Source organism: Rhodococcus sp. IEGM 1241 (assembly GCF_033142365.1).
GTDB classification, from domain to species: domain Bacteria; phylum Actinomycetota; class Actinomycetes; order Mycobacteriales; family Mycobacteriaceae; genus Rhodococcus_F; species Rhodococcus_F erythropolis.
In genome coordinates this window covers 286,392-303,347 of record NZ_JAWLSE010000002.1, presented here as the reverse complement: position 1 = coordinate 303,347, position 16,956 = coordinate 286,392, and the positions used below count along the sequence as shown (strand labels likewise).

12 protein-coding genes are annotated in these 16,956 nt (G+C 63.8%); 10 read left to right on the top strand and 2 right to left on the bottom strand.

Annotation, left to right across the window (positions count from 1 at the left end):
* Position 1: 1 nt before the first annotated feature.
* Positions 2 to 2,311, bottom strand: a complete 2,310-nt coding sequence (locus R4P70_RS11050; RefSeq protein WP_317830807.1) for an FdhF/YdeP family oxidoreductase — start codon at positions 2,309 to 2,311, stop codon at positions 2 to 4.
* A 120-nt stretch (positions 2,312 to 2,431) separates the two neighbouring features.
* Between R4P70_RS11050 and R4P70_RS11045 the strand changes: the two genes are divergently transcribed.
* The 3 genes from R4P70_RS11045 to R4P70_RS11035 all read left to right on the top strand — a co-directional run bounded on the left by R4P70_RS11045 (position 2,432) and on the right by R4P70_RS11035 (position 6,163).
* The gene (locus R4P70_RS11045; RefSeq protein ID WP_019749076.1) at positions 2,432 to 3,439 is read left to right on the top strand and encodes an iron-siderophore ABC transporter substrate-binding protein; all 1,008 of its coding nucleotides are present in this window, start codon (positions 2,432 to 2,434) and stop codon (positions 3,437 to 3,439) included.
* 63 nt (positions 3,440 to 3,502) lie between these two features.
* Entirely contained in the window at positions 3,503 to 4,117 is a 615-nt protein-coding gene (locus R4P70_RS11040; protein WP_003944518.1) for a GNAT family N-acetyltransferase, read from the top strand.
* A 12-nt stretch (positions 4,118 to 4,129) separates the two neighbouring features.
* Positions 4,130 to 6,163, top strand: a complete 2,034-nt coding sequence (locus tag R4P70_RS11035) for a S9 family peptidase (protein ID WP_317830806.1) — start codon at positions 4,130 to 4,132, stop codon at positions 6,161 to 6,163.
* 72 nt (positions 6,164 to 6,235) lie between these two features.
* On the opposite strand, the gene R4P70_RS11030 is transcribed toward R4P70_RS11035, so the two are convergent.
* Complete coding sequence (locus R4P70_RS11030; RefSeq protein ID WP_317830805.1) at positions 6,236 to 6,937, bottom strand: hypothetical protein; 702 nt, start codon at positions 6,935 to 6,937, stop codon at positions 6,236 to 6,238.
* A gap of 172 nt (positions 6,938 to 7,109) precedes the next feature.
* Between R4P70_RS11030 and R4P70_RS11025 the strand changes: the two genes are divergently transcribed.
* The 7 genes from R4P70_RS11025 (at position 7,110) to rpmA (ending at position 16,758) form a co-directional block, all read left to right on the top strand.
* A complete protein-coding gene (locus R4P70_RS11025; RefSeq protein WP_024487630.1) occupies positions 7,110 to 9,791 on the top strand; it encodes a valine--tRNA ligase in 2,682 nt (893 codons plus the stop codon).
* Entirely contained in the window at positions 9,788 to 11,227 is a 1,440-nt protein-coding gene (folC, locus tag R4P70_RS11020; RefSeq protein ID WP_317830804.1) for a bifunctional tetrahydrofolate synthase/dihydrofolate synthase, read from the top strand. The genes R4P70_RS11025 and folC overlap by 4 nt, the downstream gene beginning before the upstream one ends.
* Complete coding sequence (locus tag R4P70_RS11015) at positions 11,224 to 11,679, top strand: DUF4233 domain-containing protein (protein ID WP_019749071.1); 456 nt, start codon at positions 11,224 to 11,226, stop codon at positions 11,677 to 11,679. The genes folC and R4P70_RS11015 overlap by 4 nt, the downstream gene beginning before the upstream one ends.
* An 18-nt stretch (positions 11,680 to 11,697) precedes the next feature.
* Positions 11,698 to 12,117 carry a nucleoside-diphosphate kinase gene (ndk, locus tag R4P70_RS11010; RefSeq protein WP_019749070.1) on the top strand — a complete coding sequence of 140 codons (420 nt, stop codon included), beginning with the start codon at positions 11,698 to 11,700 and terminating at the stop codon, positions 12,115 to 12,117.
* Between the two features lie 449 nt (positions 12,118 to 12,566).
* Entirely contained in the window at positions 12,567 to 15,815 is a 3,249-nt protein-coding gene (locus tag R4P70_RS11005) for a translation initiation factor IF-2 N-terminal domain-containing protein (protein WP_317830803.1), read from the top strand.
* A gap of 319 nt (positions 15,816 to 16,134) precedes the next feature.
* Positions 16,135 to 16,446 carry a 50S ribosomal protein L21 gene (rplU, locus tag R4P70_RS11000; protein ID WP_003944533.1) on the top strand — a complete coding sequence of 104 codons (312 nt, stop codon included), beginning with the start codon at positions 16,135 to 16,137 and terminating at the stop codon, positions 16,444 to 16,446.
* A 42-nt stretch (positions 16,447 to 16,488) separates the two neighbouring features.
* Positions 16,489 to 16,758, top strand: coding sequence for a 50S ribosomal protein L27 (rpmA, locus tag R4P70_RS10995; RefSeq protein WP_003944532.1), 270 nt, complete (start codon positions 16,489 to 16,491; stop codon positions 16,756 to 16,758).
* Positions 16,759 to 16,956 lie beyond the last annotated feature (198 nt).

Here is a 16,956-nt window from a genome sequence, read left to right as displayed (position 1 = left end):
CTCAGGCGCCTGATGCTTCGAGTCGAACAGTGACGGCCTTCGAGACCGGCGTGTTCGACTTGGCTGCAACGTGTTCGAGGGGAACGAGCGGATTTGTCTCGGGGTAGTACGCCGCCGCATTGCCGCGGGGGGTGTCGTAGGAGACGATGCGGAATTCCGTGACCCGACGCTCTTCGAGTGTTCCGTCTGGTGTTGTCCACTCGGACACGATGTCGACGAGATCGCCGTCGCGGAAGCCGAGTGCAGTGATGTCTTCGGCATTGACGAGGATGACCTTGCGTCCGCCCTTGATGCCGCGGTATCTGTCGTCGAGGCCGTAGATCGTGGTGTTGTACTGGTCGTGGCTGCGCATGGTCTGCAGTATCAGGCGCCCGCTCGGGGTGGGTATCCAGTGCAGTTCGTTCACGCCGAAGTTGGCTTTGCCGGTGTGCGTGCGGAACTCACGCGAGTCACGCGGTGGGTGTGGGAGCTGGAATCCATCCGGCTGGCGAACCCGGGTGTTGTAGTTTTCGCATCCGGGCACCACTCGTGAGATGGAGTCGCGAATCAGGTCGTAGTTGCCCTCGAAGGCCGACCAGCGGACGGAGTGATCGCTGCCGAGTAGTTCGCGGGCGAGTTGGCAGATGATGGCGACTTCGCTACGTAGGTAGGGGCTGACCGGCGTGAGGCGTCCGCGCGACAGGTGCACCATGGACATCGAATCTTCCACGGAGACAAGCTGCTTTCCGCCGGCCTGGACGTCGAGGTCCGTGCGTCCGAGGGTGGGGAGGATGATTGCGGTTTGCCCGTGAACGACGTGGCTTCGGTTCAGTTTGGTGGAAACCTGAACGGTGAGTTCGCATTGGCGCAGCGCGGTTTCGGTGGCTGCGGTGTCCGGGCTGGCCTGGATGAAGTTGCCGCCCATCGCCATGAAGAAGCTTGCCTTGCCGGCATTCATCGCGCGGATCGCGTCCACGGTGTCCCACCCGTGCTTGCGGGGGCTCGAGATCGAGAACTCGGTGTCGAGCGCGGCCAGGAACTCTTCCGGCATCTTCTCCCAGATGCCCATCGTGCGGTCACCCTGGACATTGGAGTGTCCTCGCACCGGACAGACCCCGGCACCGGGTTTGCCCATCATTCCACGCATGAGCAGCAGGTTGACCGCTTCTTCGATGGTGGCGACTCCGTGTGTGTGCTGAGTGATGCCCATGGCCCAGCAGGTGACGGTTCGCTCGGATCGGGCAAGCGCGCCAGCCGTTTCCTCGAGCTGCGCCATCGACAGGCCCGTCGCCTCGAGTACCGTGTCGAGATCGACCGCGCGGATGTGCTTCTCGTATTCGTCCCAACCGGCGCAATAGCGGTCGACGAATGCGCGATCGACCACGGTGCCGGGAGCGCGATCTTCCTGCTCGAGCAGCAGCTTCCCCAAGCCTTGGAACAGCGCCATGTCGCCGCCCAGCCGGATCTGCAGGAACTCGTCCGCGATGTCGACTCCGTGCCCGATCACGCCGGAGACTTTCTGCGGATCCTTGAACCGCCGCAATCCCGCCTCGGGGAGGGGATTGATGGCAATGATCTTGGCGCCGTTGCCCTTTGCCTTCTCGAGTGTCGAGAGCATTCGAGGGTGGTTGGTGCCGGGATTCTGTCCGGCGATGAGGATGAGATCGGCGTTCTCGAGGTCGGGAACCGTCACCGAGCCTTTGCCGATGCCGATGGATTCGGTCAGTGCGCTTCCGGACGACTCGTGACACATGTTGGAACAGTCGGGCATGTTGTTGGTGCCGTAGCTTCGAATCATCAACTGGTAGAGAAACGCTGCTTCGTTGGATGTGCGGCCGGAGGTGTAGAACACTGCTTCGTCCGGCGACGCGAGGCCGTTCAGATGTTCGGCGATCAGTGCGTACGCGCCGTCCCAGTCGATCGGCTGGTAATGGGTTGCTCCCGGGGTCAGGACCATCGGGTGCGTCAGTCGGCCTTGTTGGCCGAGCCAGTAATCGGTCTTGCCTTCGAGGTCGGCGATCGAGTGCTCCGCGAAGAATTCAGGCGTGACCGTGCGAAGCGTTGCTTCCTCGGCAACGGCCTTCGCTCCGTTCTCGCAGAACTCGGCGGGCTTGCGATGTCCGGGAGTCTCCGGCCACGCACACCCCGGGCAGTCGAAGCCGTGACGCTGGTTGAGCCTGGTGAGCGTTCGGGCGGTCCGCAGGGCTCCCATCTGCTCGATTCCTCGTTGCAGCGACACCAGAACGGCCGGCACTCCGGCGGCGTAGTCCTTGGGGTGCGTGACTTCGAGATCCGATTCGTCGATGTCTTTCGAGGGGCCCTGGCGCGTCATGTCTCCATACTGGCCCGAACGGCGCGGTACTGCCATCGAATGGGCCGGTCGAACTCACCGGAATGCGACATTCATCGGCTAGCCTTACCTACCGAACGAGCGGACTTAAGGGGTAAGAGCATGGATCGAACGGACGCAGGTCGGCTGACCCGGCGCGGATTTCTGATCGGCACGTCGGGAGCGTTGCTGGCATTCGCCGCAGCCTGTTCCAGTTCGAACGACGAGGACACGCCCCCCAGCGGCGACTCTGCGGGATCGATCACCCACAAATTTGGGGCTACCGAGCTGCCCGAGGATCCGCAGCGGATCGTCAGTGTCGGATACAACGATCAAGATGCGATCCTCGCCCTCGGTGGGACTTTGGTCGGAACCTTCGACTGGTACGGCGATTACCCCTACGGTGTGTGGCCATGGGCGCAGCCGTTGTTGAACGGGGCGACTCCCGAGATCATCGGAACCGCGGGCACCACCATTCAGATGGAGAAGGTCGCTGCCACGACACCCGACCTGATTGTCGGCACCTACTCCGGGCTCACTCAGGCGCAGTACGACAAACTCAGTGCCATAGCGCCGACGGTGGCGCAGCCGAAGGAGTTCGCGGATTACGGAATCCCCTGGCAGAACCAGACGACCATCATCGGCGAAGCGCTGGGGCAGCAAGGAAAGGCCACCGAGCTGATCGCCGGCGTCGACAAGAAGTTCGCCGACGTGAAGACGGCCAATCCGGCGTTTGCCGGCAAGACCGTTCTGGTCGGCGCGTTGAAGGGGCCGGGGCAATTCGGGGTCTACGGACCGGAAGACCCCAAGGTGAGGTTCTTCACTGAACTCGGATTCGTGAATCCGCCTGTCACCGATCAGATCACGGGTAACTTCGCCGAGATCAGCACCGAGCAACTCTCGCTTGCGGACGTCGACGTACTCGTCTGGTACGCCGGTGGTGGCTACGGCGACAAGCTTCGGGCGGAATTGGACAAGACCCCGATCTACCAGGAACTCGACGTCGTGAAGGACGGCCGCGCGATCATTCTGGAAGACGCTGCTGCCGAAGCCATGACGTGGAGCACCGTACTGAGCTTGCCGTATGCGCTCGAACAGATTCCGCCGCGGATTGCGGGCTTGCTCGTCTGATCGGTTCAAGGACAGCGCTGTTCAAAGTCCAGGGATTCGGGCAGTCGGCGGTACTCTCGCCTCATGGGTGTACACGTGCGGCCGGCTGTCCGATCCGATATTCCGGCGCTGTCGGCGGTGTTGGCCGAGGCGTTCGAAGATGATCCTTTGATGGCCTGGATGTTGCCGGACGAGGACTCCAGGGCTGAGCGCCTGACGAAACTGTTTGCCGCAGAAGCTCGTTACCACCACTTCGCCGGTGGCGGTGTCGAGGTAGCCACCGATGACAACGGCGTGATCGGCGGGGCAACTCTGTGGGATCCGCCGGGGCGGTGGAAGCAGTCGTGGATTTCCGGGCTCGTGAGCCTGCCCGCAATGGTGCGTGTCTTCGGCAGGGGGCTACGACACGCGGCCGAGGTCAGCTCCGTTCTCGAAGGAGCACATCCGAATTCGCCGCACTGGTATCTCGCGACGGTCGGGACCGGCAGCGCGGCGCGCGGTGGGGGATACGGCAAAGCCCTACTGAACTCCCGGTTGGAGCGTTGCGATCGTGAACACGTCGACGCTTACCTCGAGAGCAGCAAGGAATCGAACATCCCGTACTACAACCGCTTCGGTTTCGAAGTGACCCGTGACATCGTCATGCCAGGCGGCGGGCCGACGATCTACGCAATGATGCGTCAACCGCGGGGCGCGTGATACCAACTAGTGGTGACCCAGATTCCCGAGCTCCACGCAGGCACACCGTTCGACGAACTCGACGACTACATCGCCTTGGCCAGGTTGTCCGGCCTGGTGTTGTCACCCGACGGCTCGCTGCTGATCTGCGCGCGCGCCGTTCTCGACGACAAGAGCGCCGAATACGTGTCCTCGTTGTGGGAGATCGACCCGGAAGGTCGGCGTCCGGCGCGTCGGTTGACCTGGGGCTCGACCAGCGAGTCGGGTGCTGCCTTCGCGTTCGACGGCGACGTGCTCTTCACCGCCACGCGAGCCGTGCCGGGCGAGAGCGATCCGCAACCCGCACTCTGGCGCTTGCCCGCGGCGGGCGGAGAAGCTCAGCTGTTGATCTCACGTCCCGGTGGTGTCTCGTCGGTATCAGCGGCCAAGGCGGCGCCGACGTTCGTGGCCCAGACTTCGGTCATGGCTTCGGCGATCAGCCTCGACCAGGACGATCAGGTGCGATCGGCGCGCAAGGACAAGAAGGTCACGGCGATGCTGCACACTGGTTATCCGGTGCGGCACTGGGACCACGACCTGGGCCCCGATCATCCGCATCTGGTTGTCGCCGAGACGGATTCGAAGGAATCCGTCGAGTTGCGGGACATCACTCCAACTGCAGGCGCGGCGCTGCGAGAGACGTCGACCACGATTTCCGACGACGGTCTCTTCGTCGTGACAACGTGGACTGTCGGCGATGCGAGTGCCGCCCGCCGATCGACGTTGGTTCGGATCGACACGGTGACCGGCGACCGAACCACCCTTGTCGACGAGGCCGACGCGGACGTCTACAACCCGGTGCTCTCGCCGGACGGAACCAAGCTCGCGTTCATCCGGGAGACTCTCACCACGCCGGAGTCCGCACCGCGAATGACTCTGCAGCTCTACGACTTGGGATCCGGTGCCGTGACCGGCGTGGCCGACGGCTGGGATCGCTGGCCTACCTCACTTGCCTGGCTACCCGACGGATCCGGGCTGGTGGTCACCGCTGACGACGGCGGCCGAGGGCCGATCTTCACCATCGACCTGTGGGGTCAGCCGGTGCGCCTGACAGCCGACGACGCGGCGTACACCGATGTTCGAGTGGCGCCGGACGGCGAGTCGATCTACGCGTTGCGAGCCTCGTACGAAGCGCCGCCGCACGTGGTGCGGGTGGATCTGGGATCCGGTGAGATCACTGCACTTCGTGGACCCGACGCATTGCCGGAGCTGCCGGGAACACTGACCGAGATCACCGCTCGCGCCGAGGACGGTTCGACAATCCGGAGTTGGTTGGCACTGCCGACCGGCGCCGCACCGCACGCACCGGTGCCGTTGCTCCTCTGGGTCCACGGCGGCCCACTCGGTTCGTGGAACACCTGGTCCTGGCGGTGGAACCCGTGGCTGCTCGTCGCCAAGGGCTATGCCGTACTGCTGCCCGATCCCGCACTCTCGACCGGATACGGGCAGGATTTCGTCCAGCGCGGGTGGGGTCAGTGGGGCAAGGCGCCCTTCACCGACCTGATGGCGATCACCGATGCTGCCGTCGCGCAGCCCGAGATCGACCCCAAGCGAACCGGCGCGATGGGTGGTTCGTTCGGCGGTTACATGGCCAACTGGATCGCCGGCCATACCAACCGTTTCGACGCGATCGTCACCCACGCAAGCCTCTGGGCACTCGATCAATTCGGCCCGACGACGGACGCGGCCTGGTACTGGCAACGCGAGATGTCGCCGGAGATGGCCGTCGAGAACTCGCCACACCTGTACGTCGCGGACATCACGACTCCGATGCTGGTCATCCATGGCGACAAGGACTACCGGGTTCCGATCGGTGAGGGCTTGCGACTCTGGTACGAACTGCTCGCCGAGTCAGGTCTGCCCGCCGACGACGACGGGAAAACGGACCATCGCTTCCTGTACTTCCCCGACGAGAATCACTGGGTGCTCAAGCCACAGCACACCAAGATCTGGTACGAGGTGGTCACCGCGTTCCTCTCCGAGCACGTTCTCGGCGAAGATGTCGCGCTGCCGGAGATTCTGGGCTGAACGCGCGCATGCCTCGTTCGGCTGAAGCAGCCGAACGAGGCACGATCGTCTTCGCGCGGATCCGGACCGGACTCAGGCGCCGGGGCAACGAACGGTGTACGACCACTCGGTGTGGTCAGGGCCCGTGACGCGAACCAGCACGGACGATGCACCGCCGGCGGGCACGTTGACGACCGCCGAACCGGTTCCCTCGTTGATGTCGTCGCCGATGTATCCGGTGCTGTGGATCAACCGACCTTCGTAGTACACCTCGATCAGGTCCGGGATGTCCTCGGTTTCGTAGCCGAGTACGAACGACGTCGGTCCGCCGCGGCCGAGCTCGTGCTTGGTGCTGGTGATTCCTGCGCCGCCGGAGACCGTCGAGGCGTCACACCGCTGCGTGGGTGCAAACGATCCGCCGCCGCCGCTGCCGCTGGCCAGGCCACTGAGAATGTCGCTGACGTTGCCACTGGCCAGGCCGTTGACGATGTCCGTCGCGCTGGTCGAACCGGCGTTCAGGCCGCCGAGGACGTCGTTGAGGTTCCCAGTGGCAATCCCGCCGACGATGTCGCCCACGCTGCCGCTGGCGATGCCGTTTGCGATGTCGTTCCCGATATCGCCGACGCTTCCGTTGATCGTGGCGCTGCCACTGTCGATGCTTCCTTGCACACTTTCTTCGATGCCGGGGGCAGCGGACGCAGTCGCCGGAAGCACGAGGGCAACCGCCGCTCCGATCGTCGCGGCCGCCGCCAAGGTTCGAACGCCGGGACGGCGAGAACTCCAGTTGTTCAACATATTTGCTCCACAGGTAGTTGGTCGGTCGTCCTTCAGAGCGATCCTGTCAGCGGAGCGGATCGGTGAATATCGTTTGTTCGGCTGACCCCGGACTGCGGGGCAGTCGTTCGTGTGCGCCGTGGCGGCCGACGGGCGAATTCGTTCACGACGGGGGAGTCATTAGGATCAAGTGGTGACCAGTGCAGCTCCAGAGAACCCCCAGACCCCCGCCGACGCCCTACCCAAGAGCTGGGACCCCAGCGCTGTAGAGGCCGATCTGTATCAAGGCTGGGTAGACGCCGGGTACTTCCAGGCCGACGCGACCAGCGACAAGCCCGGCTACTCCATCGTGCTGCCGCCCCCGAACGTCACGGGCAGCTTGCACATGGGCCATGCCCTGGATCACACCCTCATGGACGTGCTCAGCCGTCGCAAGCGGATGCAGGGCTACGAGGTGCTGTGGCTACCTGGCATGGATCACGCCGGTATCGCCACGCAGTCCGTCGTCGAGAAGCAACTCGCTGCCGACGGCAAGACAAAGGAAGATTTCGGCCGCGAGCTCTTCATCGACAAGGTCTGGGACTGGAAGCGCGAATCCGGTGGAACCATCGGGGGCCAGATGCGGCGCATCGGTGACGGTGTCGACTGGAGTCGCGATCGTTTCACGATGGACGAGGGCCTCTCGCGCGCCGTTCAGACCGTCTTCAAGCGCATGTTCGACGAGGGTCTGATCTACCGCGCCGAGCGTCTCGTGAACTGGTCGCCGGTGCTGCAGACCGCGATCTCCGACATCGAGGTGAAGTTCGAGGACGTCGAGGGTGAGCTGGTTTCCCTGCGCTACGGCTCGCTCGACGACAACGAGCCGCACGTCATCGTCGCGACCACTCGCGTCGAGACGATGCTCGGTGATACCGCAGTGGCGGTCCATCCCGAAGACGAGCGCTACAAGCACCTCATCGGAACCACTCTCGATCATCCGTTCACCGGGCGTCAGATTCCGATCATCGCGGACGACTACGTCGACCCCGAGTTCGGAACCGGCGCAGTGAAGATCACGCCGGCTCACGACCCCAACGACTTCGAGATGGGCCTGCGGCACAACCTGCCGATGCCCACCATCATGGACAAGACCGGCAAGATCGCCGACACGGGAACCGAATTCGACGGTATGGACCGCTTCGAGGCTCGCGTCAAGGTTCGCGAAGCTCTCGCCGAGCAGGGCCGCGTCGTCGCCGAGAAGCGCCCGTACCTGCACAGCGTCGGGCACTCCGAGCGCAGTGGCGAGGCCATCGAGCCTCGTCTCTCGTTGCAGTGGTGGGTCAAGGTCGAGACGCTCGCCAAGGCTGCGGGTGACGCGGTTCGCAACGGGGACACCGTCATTCACCCGGCGAGCCAGGAACCGCGATGGTTCGACTGGGTCGACAACATGCACGACTGGTGCATTTCCCGCCAACTCTGGTGGGGCCACCGCATTCCGGTCTGGTACGGCCCCGAGGGTGAAGTTGCGTGCTTCGGTCCCGACGAAACAGCGCCGGAAGGCTGGGTCCAGGATCCTGACGTCCTCGACACCTGGTTCTCCTCGGGACTGTGGCCCTTCTCGACGATGGGCTGGCCGGACAACACGCCCGAGCTCGAAAAGTTCTATCCCACCAGCGTTCTCGTCACCGGCTACGACATCCTGTTCTTCTGGGTCGCCCGTATGATGATGTTCGGCACCTACGTGTCCGAGGACGAGTCGATCACCGCCGGTCCGGGTAAGTCCGGTGCGCAGATGCCGTTCAAGGACGTGTTCCTGCACGGACTGGTCCGCGATCAGTACGGCAAGAAGATGTCGAAGTCTCGCGGCAACGGTATCGACCCACTCGACTGGGTCGATCGTTTCGGCGCCGACGCCCTGCGATTCACACTCGCGCGCGGCGCCAACCCGGGCAGTGACCTGTCCGTCGGTGAGGATTCGGCGCAGTCCTCGCGCAACTTCGCGACCAAGTTGTTCAATGCGACCAAGTTCGCACTGATGAACGGCGCTGCTCCCGCGCCGCTACCCGCTCGAAGCGAACTGACCGACGCCGATCGTTGGATCCTCGACCGTCTCGACACGGTCCAGGCCGAGGCGGACGCCGCATTCGATCGCTACGAGTTCAGCAAGGCGTGCGAAGGCTTGTTCCACTTCGCGTGGGACGAGGTCTGTGACTGGTACCTCGAACTCGCCAAGGTGCAGTTCGCCGCCGACGAGGCTGTCGCCGCGAACACCCGCGCCGTGCTCGGCAACGTTCTCGATGCACTGCTCCGCCTCCTGCACCCGGTCATTCCGTTCGTGACCGAAACCCTGTGGAAGGTGCTCACCGGCGGCGAATCCGTCGTCGTCGCCGACTGGCCGACGTTGTCCGGTGTGGCAGTCGACACCCAGGCCGCCACCAGGATCGAAGACACCCAGAAGCTGATCACCGAGGTGCGACGTTTCCGAAACGATCAGGGGCTCAAGCCTTCCCAGAAGGTTCCGGCTCGTGCGTCCGGGCTCTCGGAGGCAGGCATGGACGGCCAGTTCGCCTACGTGGCGGCGCTTGCCAAGCTCACCGAACCCGAAGAGGGATTCACCGCGTCGATCTCCGTCGAGGTGCGTCTGAGCCAGGGCACCGTCACGGTCGACATCGACACCTCGGGCACCATCGACCTCGGCGCGGAGAAGAAGCGGCTCGAAAAGGACCTCGCGGCAGCGCAGAAGGAGCTCGTCACCGCTGACAACAAGCTGGCGAACGAGGCCTTCCTGGCGAAGGCGCCCGACGCCGTCGTCGACAAGATCAAGACACGTCGCCAGATCGCCGTCGAAGAGATCGAGCGCATCACAGGACGTCTGAAGGAGTTGGCCGACAAGTGAGTTCGTACGAGCCGTCCCAATTCGACGCTCAGAGTTCGGTTCCGACCCCGGTCGACATCGCCGAACTGGCGCTGGTGGAAGCAGAACTCGACAAGCGTTGGCCTGAGACCAAGATCGAGCCGTCACTGACTCGTATCGAGGCGCTCATGGATGTCCTGGGCTCACCGCAGCACAACTATCCGTCGGTGCACGTCACGGGAACCAACGGCAAGACGTCGGTGACGCGCATGATCGACTCCTTGATGAGCGCTCTGCATCGTCGTACCGGCCGAACCACCAGCCCTCATCTGCAGATCGCGACCGAGCGGATCAGCATCGACGGTCATCCGATCTCCCCGCGGCTCTACGTGGACACGTTCCGCGAGATCGAACCGTACGTGCAGATGATCGACGCACAGTCGCAGGAAGCCGGGGGACCGGCGATGAGCAAGTTCGAAGTGCTCACTGCGATGGCCTATGCGGCATTCGCGGAGGCTCCGGTGGACGTCGCCGTGGTCGAGGTCGGCCTCGGCGGACGCTGGGACGCCACGAACGTGATCGACGGACAGGTCGCGGTGATCACGCCGATCAGCCTCGATCACGCCGAGTACCTGGGCACCGACCTGGCCGGAATCGCGGAGGAGAAGGCCGGGATCATCAAGAAGGGCCGCGAGGTCCTGGTTCCGGTGGACACCGTCGCGATCATCGCCGAGCAGACTCCAGAAGTGATGGAGGTATTGCTGCGGCGAGCAGTCGAGGTCGAGGCCGCGGTCGCGCGTGAAGGCTCGGAGTTCAAGGTGCTTGCTCGCCAGATCGCGGTAGGCGGACAGCAGCTCGAACTTCAAGGCCTGAGTGGTGTGTACACCGACATCTTCCTCCCCCTTCACGGTGAGCATCAGGCGCGCAACGCCGCGCTCGCGCTCGCTGCCGTCGAAGCGTTCTTCGGCGCCGGTCCGGATCGACAACTGGATCAGGACGCTATCCGCAACGGGTTCGCCTCGATCGTCAATCCCGGTCGCCTCGAACGTGTTCGGAGTGCGCCGACGGTCTTTCTCGACGCCGCCCACAATCCCGACGGTGCGCGTGCTCTCGCCGCCGCACTGGCCGCGGAGTTCGACTTCCGCAAGCTCGTGGGAGTTGTCAGCGTGATGGCGGACAAGGACGTCGACGCCATCTTGACCGCATTCGAATCCGTCTTCGACGAGATCGTCGTCACCCACAACGGGTCACCCCGGGCGATGGATGTCGAGGAGCTGGCGAACATTGCCGTCGCGAAGTTCGGCGACGAGCGCGTCGTCGTGGCGCCGGTGCTTGCCGACGCGTTGGAAGTCGCGATCGAAATCGCCGAGCAGGTCGCCGAACCCGGCGAAGCCGTATCAGGGGCAGGTGTGGTGGTGACGGGATCCGTCGTGACCGCAGGCGCCGCCCGCACGCTGTTCGGAAAGGACCCCGCGTGAGTACCCCGTCAGATGCCAATCCCGAGTCCGGAGGCCACGAGCCCGGAGACCCCGAGTCCGGAGACACTGCCGGCGAGTTCGGGCCTCCGACCAAGGACCCCTGGAAAAGTTTCCGCGGAGTGATGGCCGGAACCCTGATCCTCGAGGCGATCGTCGTGCTGCTGGCTTTGCCGGTTGTCGCGGTCGTCGGCGGTGGCCTCACCGCGGCCTCCGCGGGATTCATCATCGGGTTGGCGGTACTGATGATTCTGGGAGCCGGCGTCCAGGGCAAGCCGTGGGCGATGGGGTTCAACGTCGCACTGCAGGTGATTCTTCTATTCGGTTTCTTCGTCCACCCGTCGATTGCCGGTGTGGCGATCACCTTCGGGATCGTCTGGGGATACCTCGTCTACCTGCAGAGAGACATCAAGCGCCGGATGGACAAGGGCCTGCTTCCCGGCCAGCGGGACTGACCATTTAGGCTGTCCGCTGTGACTGAGCGCACCCTCGTACTGATCAAGCCCGACGCCGTTGCCCGTGGATACGTAGGAGAAATCCTCAGCCGTATCGAGCGCAAAGGCCTGACAATTGCAGCACTCGAACTCCGTGTAGCTTCCGAAGAGGTGGCTGGTAGCCACTACGCAGAACACGCCGAGCGCCCGTTCTACCCGAGCTTGTTGGAGTTCATCACCTCCGGTCCGCTGGTGGCCGCAGTGCTCGAAGGCCCCCGCGCCATCGCTGCTTTCCGTCAGTTGGCCGGCGGAACCGACCCGGTCGACAAAGCTCTTCCGGGCACCATCCGTGGCGACTTCGGACTCGAAGCGCAGCAGAACCTCGTTCACGGCAGTGACTCCGTGGAGTCGGCAGAGCGCGAAATCGCTCTGTGGTTCCCCGCGCTGTCGTCCATCTGAATCTTCGATCGGGGCCTCTGGCCCACATGAACGGGCCTTCGGCCCACATCTCCACAGCGAATTCTCGGCACGTATCCCACATCGGTGCGCCCTTTGCAGTTGCAGGCGCGTTGGTGTGGGATACTGCTTTCAGTTGAACCGCAATTTGTTTTACGCACGTTCAACCGGATGACACCTAGGTTCGATGCCCTTTCATCGCTGCTCCAGGTCAACAGGAAATCCCTGGACCTCTGCACGCTGGATGATCAGGCGCTCGCGCACAGGACAACGGCCATCCAGCCAGGCACTTCATGTGCTCGCAGTGAATAACGGGCATTGCGGACCATGCGGAGCGAGACCTTACAATCTCGCACTCACTTCTGAGTGCGAGTACACACAGCACGCTCCCGCGTGGCCGCGTGACAACTCGACTTCTGGGTTGGACGCGCCCGGGGGCTGAGGAGACTTACGTGGCCGATCAATCCCCAACCGAATCAGATTCCAGCACCACCCCGGAATTTCCCGACAAGATGCGCGTACACGCGCTGGCGAAGCTGCTCGGTGTCACCAGCAAGCAGGTCCTTGCCGAAGCCGCAGCGCTCGGTACCGAATTGCGCAGTGCGCAGTCGAGTCTCCAACGTGACGTTGCCCAGCGGATTCACGCCTCGCTGACTTCCGCGGCCGAGGCCATCGAGCCGGTCGTCGCCGAGCTCGATAGCCTCATAGACCCGGTTGTCGAGGCCCCGGTTGCCGAGGCCCCTGTTGCGGAAGAGCCTGCTGCAGAGGCTCCGGCCGAGAAGCCTGTCAGGGCTCGTCGCACCCGCAAAAAGGTCGTTGTCGAAGAACCGGCCGCCGAAGAACCTGCCGCCGACGAAACAGTGGATCCGGCTGTCGCCGAGATCAGCGCTGGACTCGACGCCGCTGCTGCGCTGCAGAGCAAGGAAGCCGAGCAGTCCGATCTGTTCACTTCCTTCGAGGCGCCGCAGACCCATCAGCCCGAGGTGGCTCCCGCCGCGCCGCAGGTCCCGCTGTTCCTGCAGCCGGATCTCGAAGCCGCCGAGGTAGCTCCGCGTCGCCGTCGCGCACGCCGCGAGCCCGCTGCACCGGCGGTCGTCGAAGAGAAGCAGACAACTGCGGAAGCCGAAACCGTCGTTCCCGAGGCAGCACCGGTTGCAGTTCCTGCCGTCGAAGAGCCGGCTGTGACCGCACCGCAAACCGAGGGCGAGAGCGCCGAGTCCGAGGACGAGGACGACGATCAGCCGCGTCGCCGTCGTCGTGGACGCCGTGGACGTGGACGTGGTCGCGGTGAACAGGGTGGCGAGCAGGGCTCGGACGAAGAGTCGGATACCGCTACCGAATCGGAGCAGGAATCTGCCCCTGCGGCAGTCGAGAAGCAAACCGACGACGCTGCCGGCGAAGAATCCGGTGATAAGTCCGAGTCCACCGCTGATGCGGATTCCGAGAATGCCGACGATTCCGATCTCGATGCCGACGGATCGAGCCGCCGTCGCCGCCGTCGTCGTCGTCGCAAGACCGGCACCGACGGCGCCACCGACGCGACTGCGACGTCCGAGGACGATCCGCCGAACACCGTCGTTCACGAGCGCGAACCTCGCAACAAGACCCGCGTCAAGGACGAGGTCCAGGGCATCAGTGGTTCGACACGTCTGGAAGCCAAGCGTCAGCGTCGCCGCGACGGTCGTGACGCCGGCCGTCGTCGCCCGCCGATTCTGACCGAGTCGGAGTTCCTCGCGCGTCGTGAGGCCGTCGATCGCGTCATGGTTGTGCGTGATCGAGCAGACAGCGGTCAGCCGCATGCGACTACACAGGTAGCAGTCCTCGAAGACGGAGTGTTGGTCGAGCACTTCGTCACCAACTCGGCGTCCGCGTCGATGGTCGGCAACGTGTACCTCGGACGTGTCCAGAACGTGCTCCCCAGCATGGAAGCGGCGTTCATCGATATCGGACGTGGCCGCAACGGCGTTCTCTACGCCGGTGAGGTCAACTGGGAGGCTGCCGGTCTCGGTGGCAACTCGCGCAAGATCGAGCAGGCCCTCAAGCCGGGCGATCAGGTGCTCGTTCAGGTCAGCAAGGATCCGGTCGGCCACAAAGGTGCTCGACTGACCACACAGATTTCGCTTGCCGGTCGTTTCCTCGTCTACGTGCCCGGTGGTACGTCCACGGGTATCAGCCGCAAGCTTCCGGACACCGAGCGCAAGCGTCTCAAGGAAATCTTGCGCGACATCGTTCCCGCCGACGCCGGCGTGATCATTCGCACGGCGTCCGAGGGCGTCAGCGAAGAAGAGTTGGCGCGCGACGTGACTCGTCTGCAGGCTCAGTGGGCCGGCATCGAGGAGCAGGCCGCGGCTGCGGACACCGGTAAGTCCGGCAACCCGCAGGCGCTGTACGAAGAGCCTGACATGCTGGTCAAGGTCATTCGCGATCTGTTCAACGAGGACTTCTCCAAGCTGGTCATCGAGGGCGAGAAGGCGCATACGACGGTCGAGAACTACATCAACTCCGTTGCGCCCGACCTGCTTCCGCGACTCGAGAAGTACACGCCGAACAACGGTATCGACGTCTTCGCTGCTCGCCGTATCGACGAGCAGTTGGCCAAGGCGCTCGATCGCAAGGTGTGGCTGCCGTCCGGCGGCACCTTGGTGATCGATCGCACCGAGGCCATGACCGTCGTCGACGTCAACACCGGAAAGTTCACCGGAGCCGGCGGAAACCTCGAAGAGACCGTTACCCGCAACAACCTCGAAGCAGCCGAGGAGATCGTTCGCCAGATGCGCCTGCGGGACATCGGCGGAATGATCGTCGTCGACTTCATCGACATGGTCCTCGAATCGAACCGGGACCTGGTCCTGCGTCGGCTCACCGAATGCCTGGGTCGCGATCGCACGCGCCATCAGGTGTCGGAGGTCACGTCACTCGGACTCGTGCAGATGACGCGCAAGAAGTTGGGCACCGGATTGGTCGAGGCCTTCTCGACCACCTGTGAGCACTGCCACGGCCGCGGGATCATCGTCCACTCCGAGCCGGTCGAGGTGAAGTCCTCGGATGACGGCGGATCGCGTTCGGGCTCGCAGCGAAGCGAATCCGGCACCTCGCGCAAGAACAAGCGTGGCCGCGGAGACAAGTCGCCTTCGACCGAGTCCAACGGACAGGAAGCTCCGGCGCCGGAGGTTCCGGCTGTCGACGCGACCGTCAAGCGGGCTCATCCGGTGGCATTGGCGATGGCCTCGCACCACCACGACGACGACGAGACCGTCGCGGCCGACTCGATCGAGTCTGATTCCACCGGTACGTCTTCGGGGGATGATGCATCCAAAAGTGCCGATCGGCAACAGGATCGGCCGATCGATACTCCTGCTGCTACTGAGCGCCATGACGTTCCTGTTGTGGACTCTGCTGCGGAAGAAGTATCCGCAGTGGACAACGAGTCGGCGGCCGCTTCGACCGAAGCATCTCCGCGCGGTCGTCGGCGTAGTCGCCGGGCGTCGCGGGCAGCGTCGGCACCGGTTGCCGAGGCAGCTCCCGAGGTGGGTACGGTCTTCGTGATTCCGAGTCCGGAACCCGTGGCAGAAGCGGTCGTGGAAAACGTTCCGGCTCCGGCCACCGAAGTTCCGGCTGAGGAAGAAGTTGTCGTCGTCAAGCGACCCCGTCGCAGGCGTGCAGCAGCACGCCCCGCAGGTCCTCCGGTAGACGGAGAGTAAGAACTACTGGCTTTCGGTCGGTTGGATGACTTCGCGATGAGCGAGGACATCCAACCGTTATCCGAAGTTTCAGCTGGTAGAAGCAGTACAGAGTAGTAAGCACCACCCCTCGGCGGGGCGGTTTGACCCTGACGGTTGCTTTCCCGTAACCTTGGAGGGTCGCCACCCGGCGGTAGAGATTCCGTGTGCCTAGAGTGCGCGTGAATGTCCCGGTACGTCAGTGCCGAGCCGAGGTGACATAAACCAGACCAGTCGCGATGCATTTGAAGCCTCAGGCAGCAGCGCGAGCAAGTTCGAAGAAGCAAGGGGTAGCCCTCCGATGGCAACGTACGCGATCGTCAAGACCGGCGGAAAGCAGTACAAGGTCGCTGTTGGTGACCTCGTCAAGGTCGAGAAGATCGAGGGTGAGCCCGGCACTGCTGTCTCGCTTGCTCCCGTTCTCGTGGTCGACGGATCTGACCTGACCACCGACGCGGCCAAGCTGGCCAAGGTCGCAGTCACCAGTGAGATCGTCGAGCACACCAAGGGCCCGAAGATCCGCATCCACAAGTTCAAGAACAAGACCGGTTACCACAAGCGTCAGGGCCACAGGCAGCCGATCACGGTGCTCAAGGTCACGGGCATCAAGTAACCAGTTCTTTCTAGCTAATTTCACCCGAGGAGGGTCAATAGCATGGCACATAAGAAGGGTGCATCCAGCTCCCGTAACGGTCGCGATTCAAACGCCCAGCGCCTCGGCGTGAAGCGCTTCGGCGGCCAGTCGGTCAGCGCAGGCGAAATCCTGGTTCGCCAGCGCGGCACGCACTTCCACCCCGGCGTCAACGTCGGCCGTGGCGGCGACGACACCCTGTTCGCTCTCGCTGCCGGTGCAGTCGAGTTCGGCCAGAAGCGTGGACGCAAGACCGTGAACATCGTTCCGGCCGTCGTTGCGGCTGAGGTCTAGTCTTTCTCGCTAGTTGTGCGTCACCGGTTCTACTTTCGGTAAGAGAGTGACGCGTTCCAAGCTCCCGATAGGGGCGGACCAGGGTTGAAATAACCCGGTCCGCCCCTATCGTTTGTTTAAGCAGTGCCAGTTTTACCCCGAGCAACCCTGCTCACCAGAAGTTCAGCTCATCGCGTGAGACCCGCAATTGACTGAGGA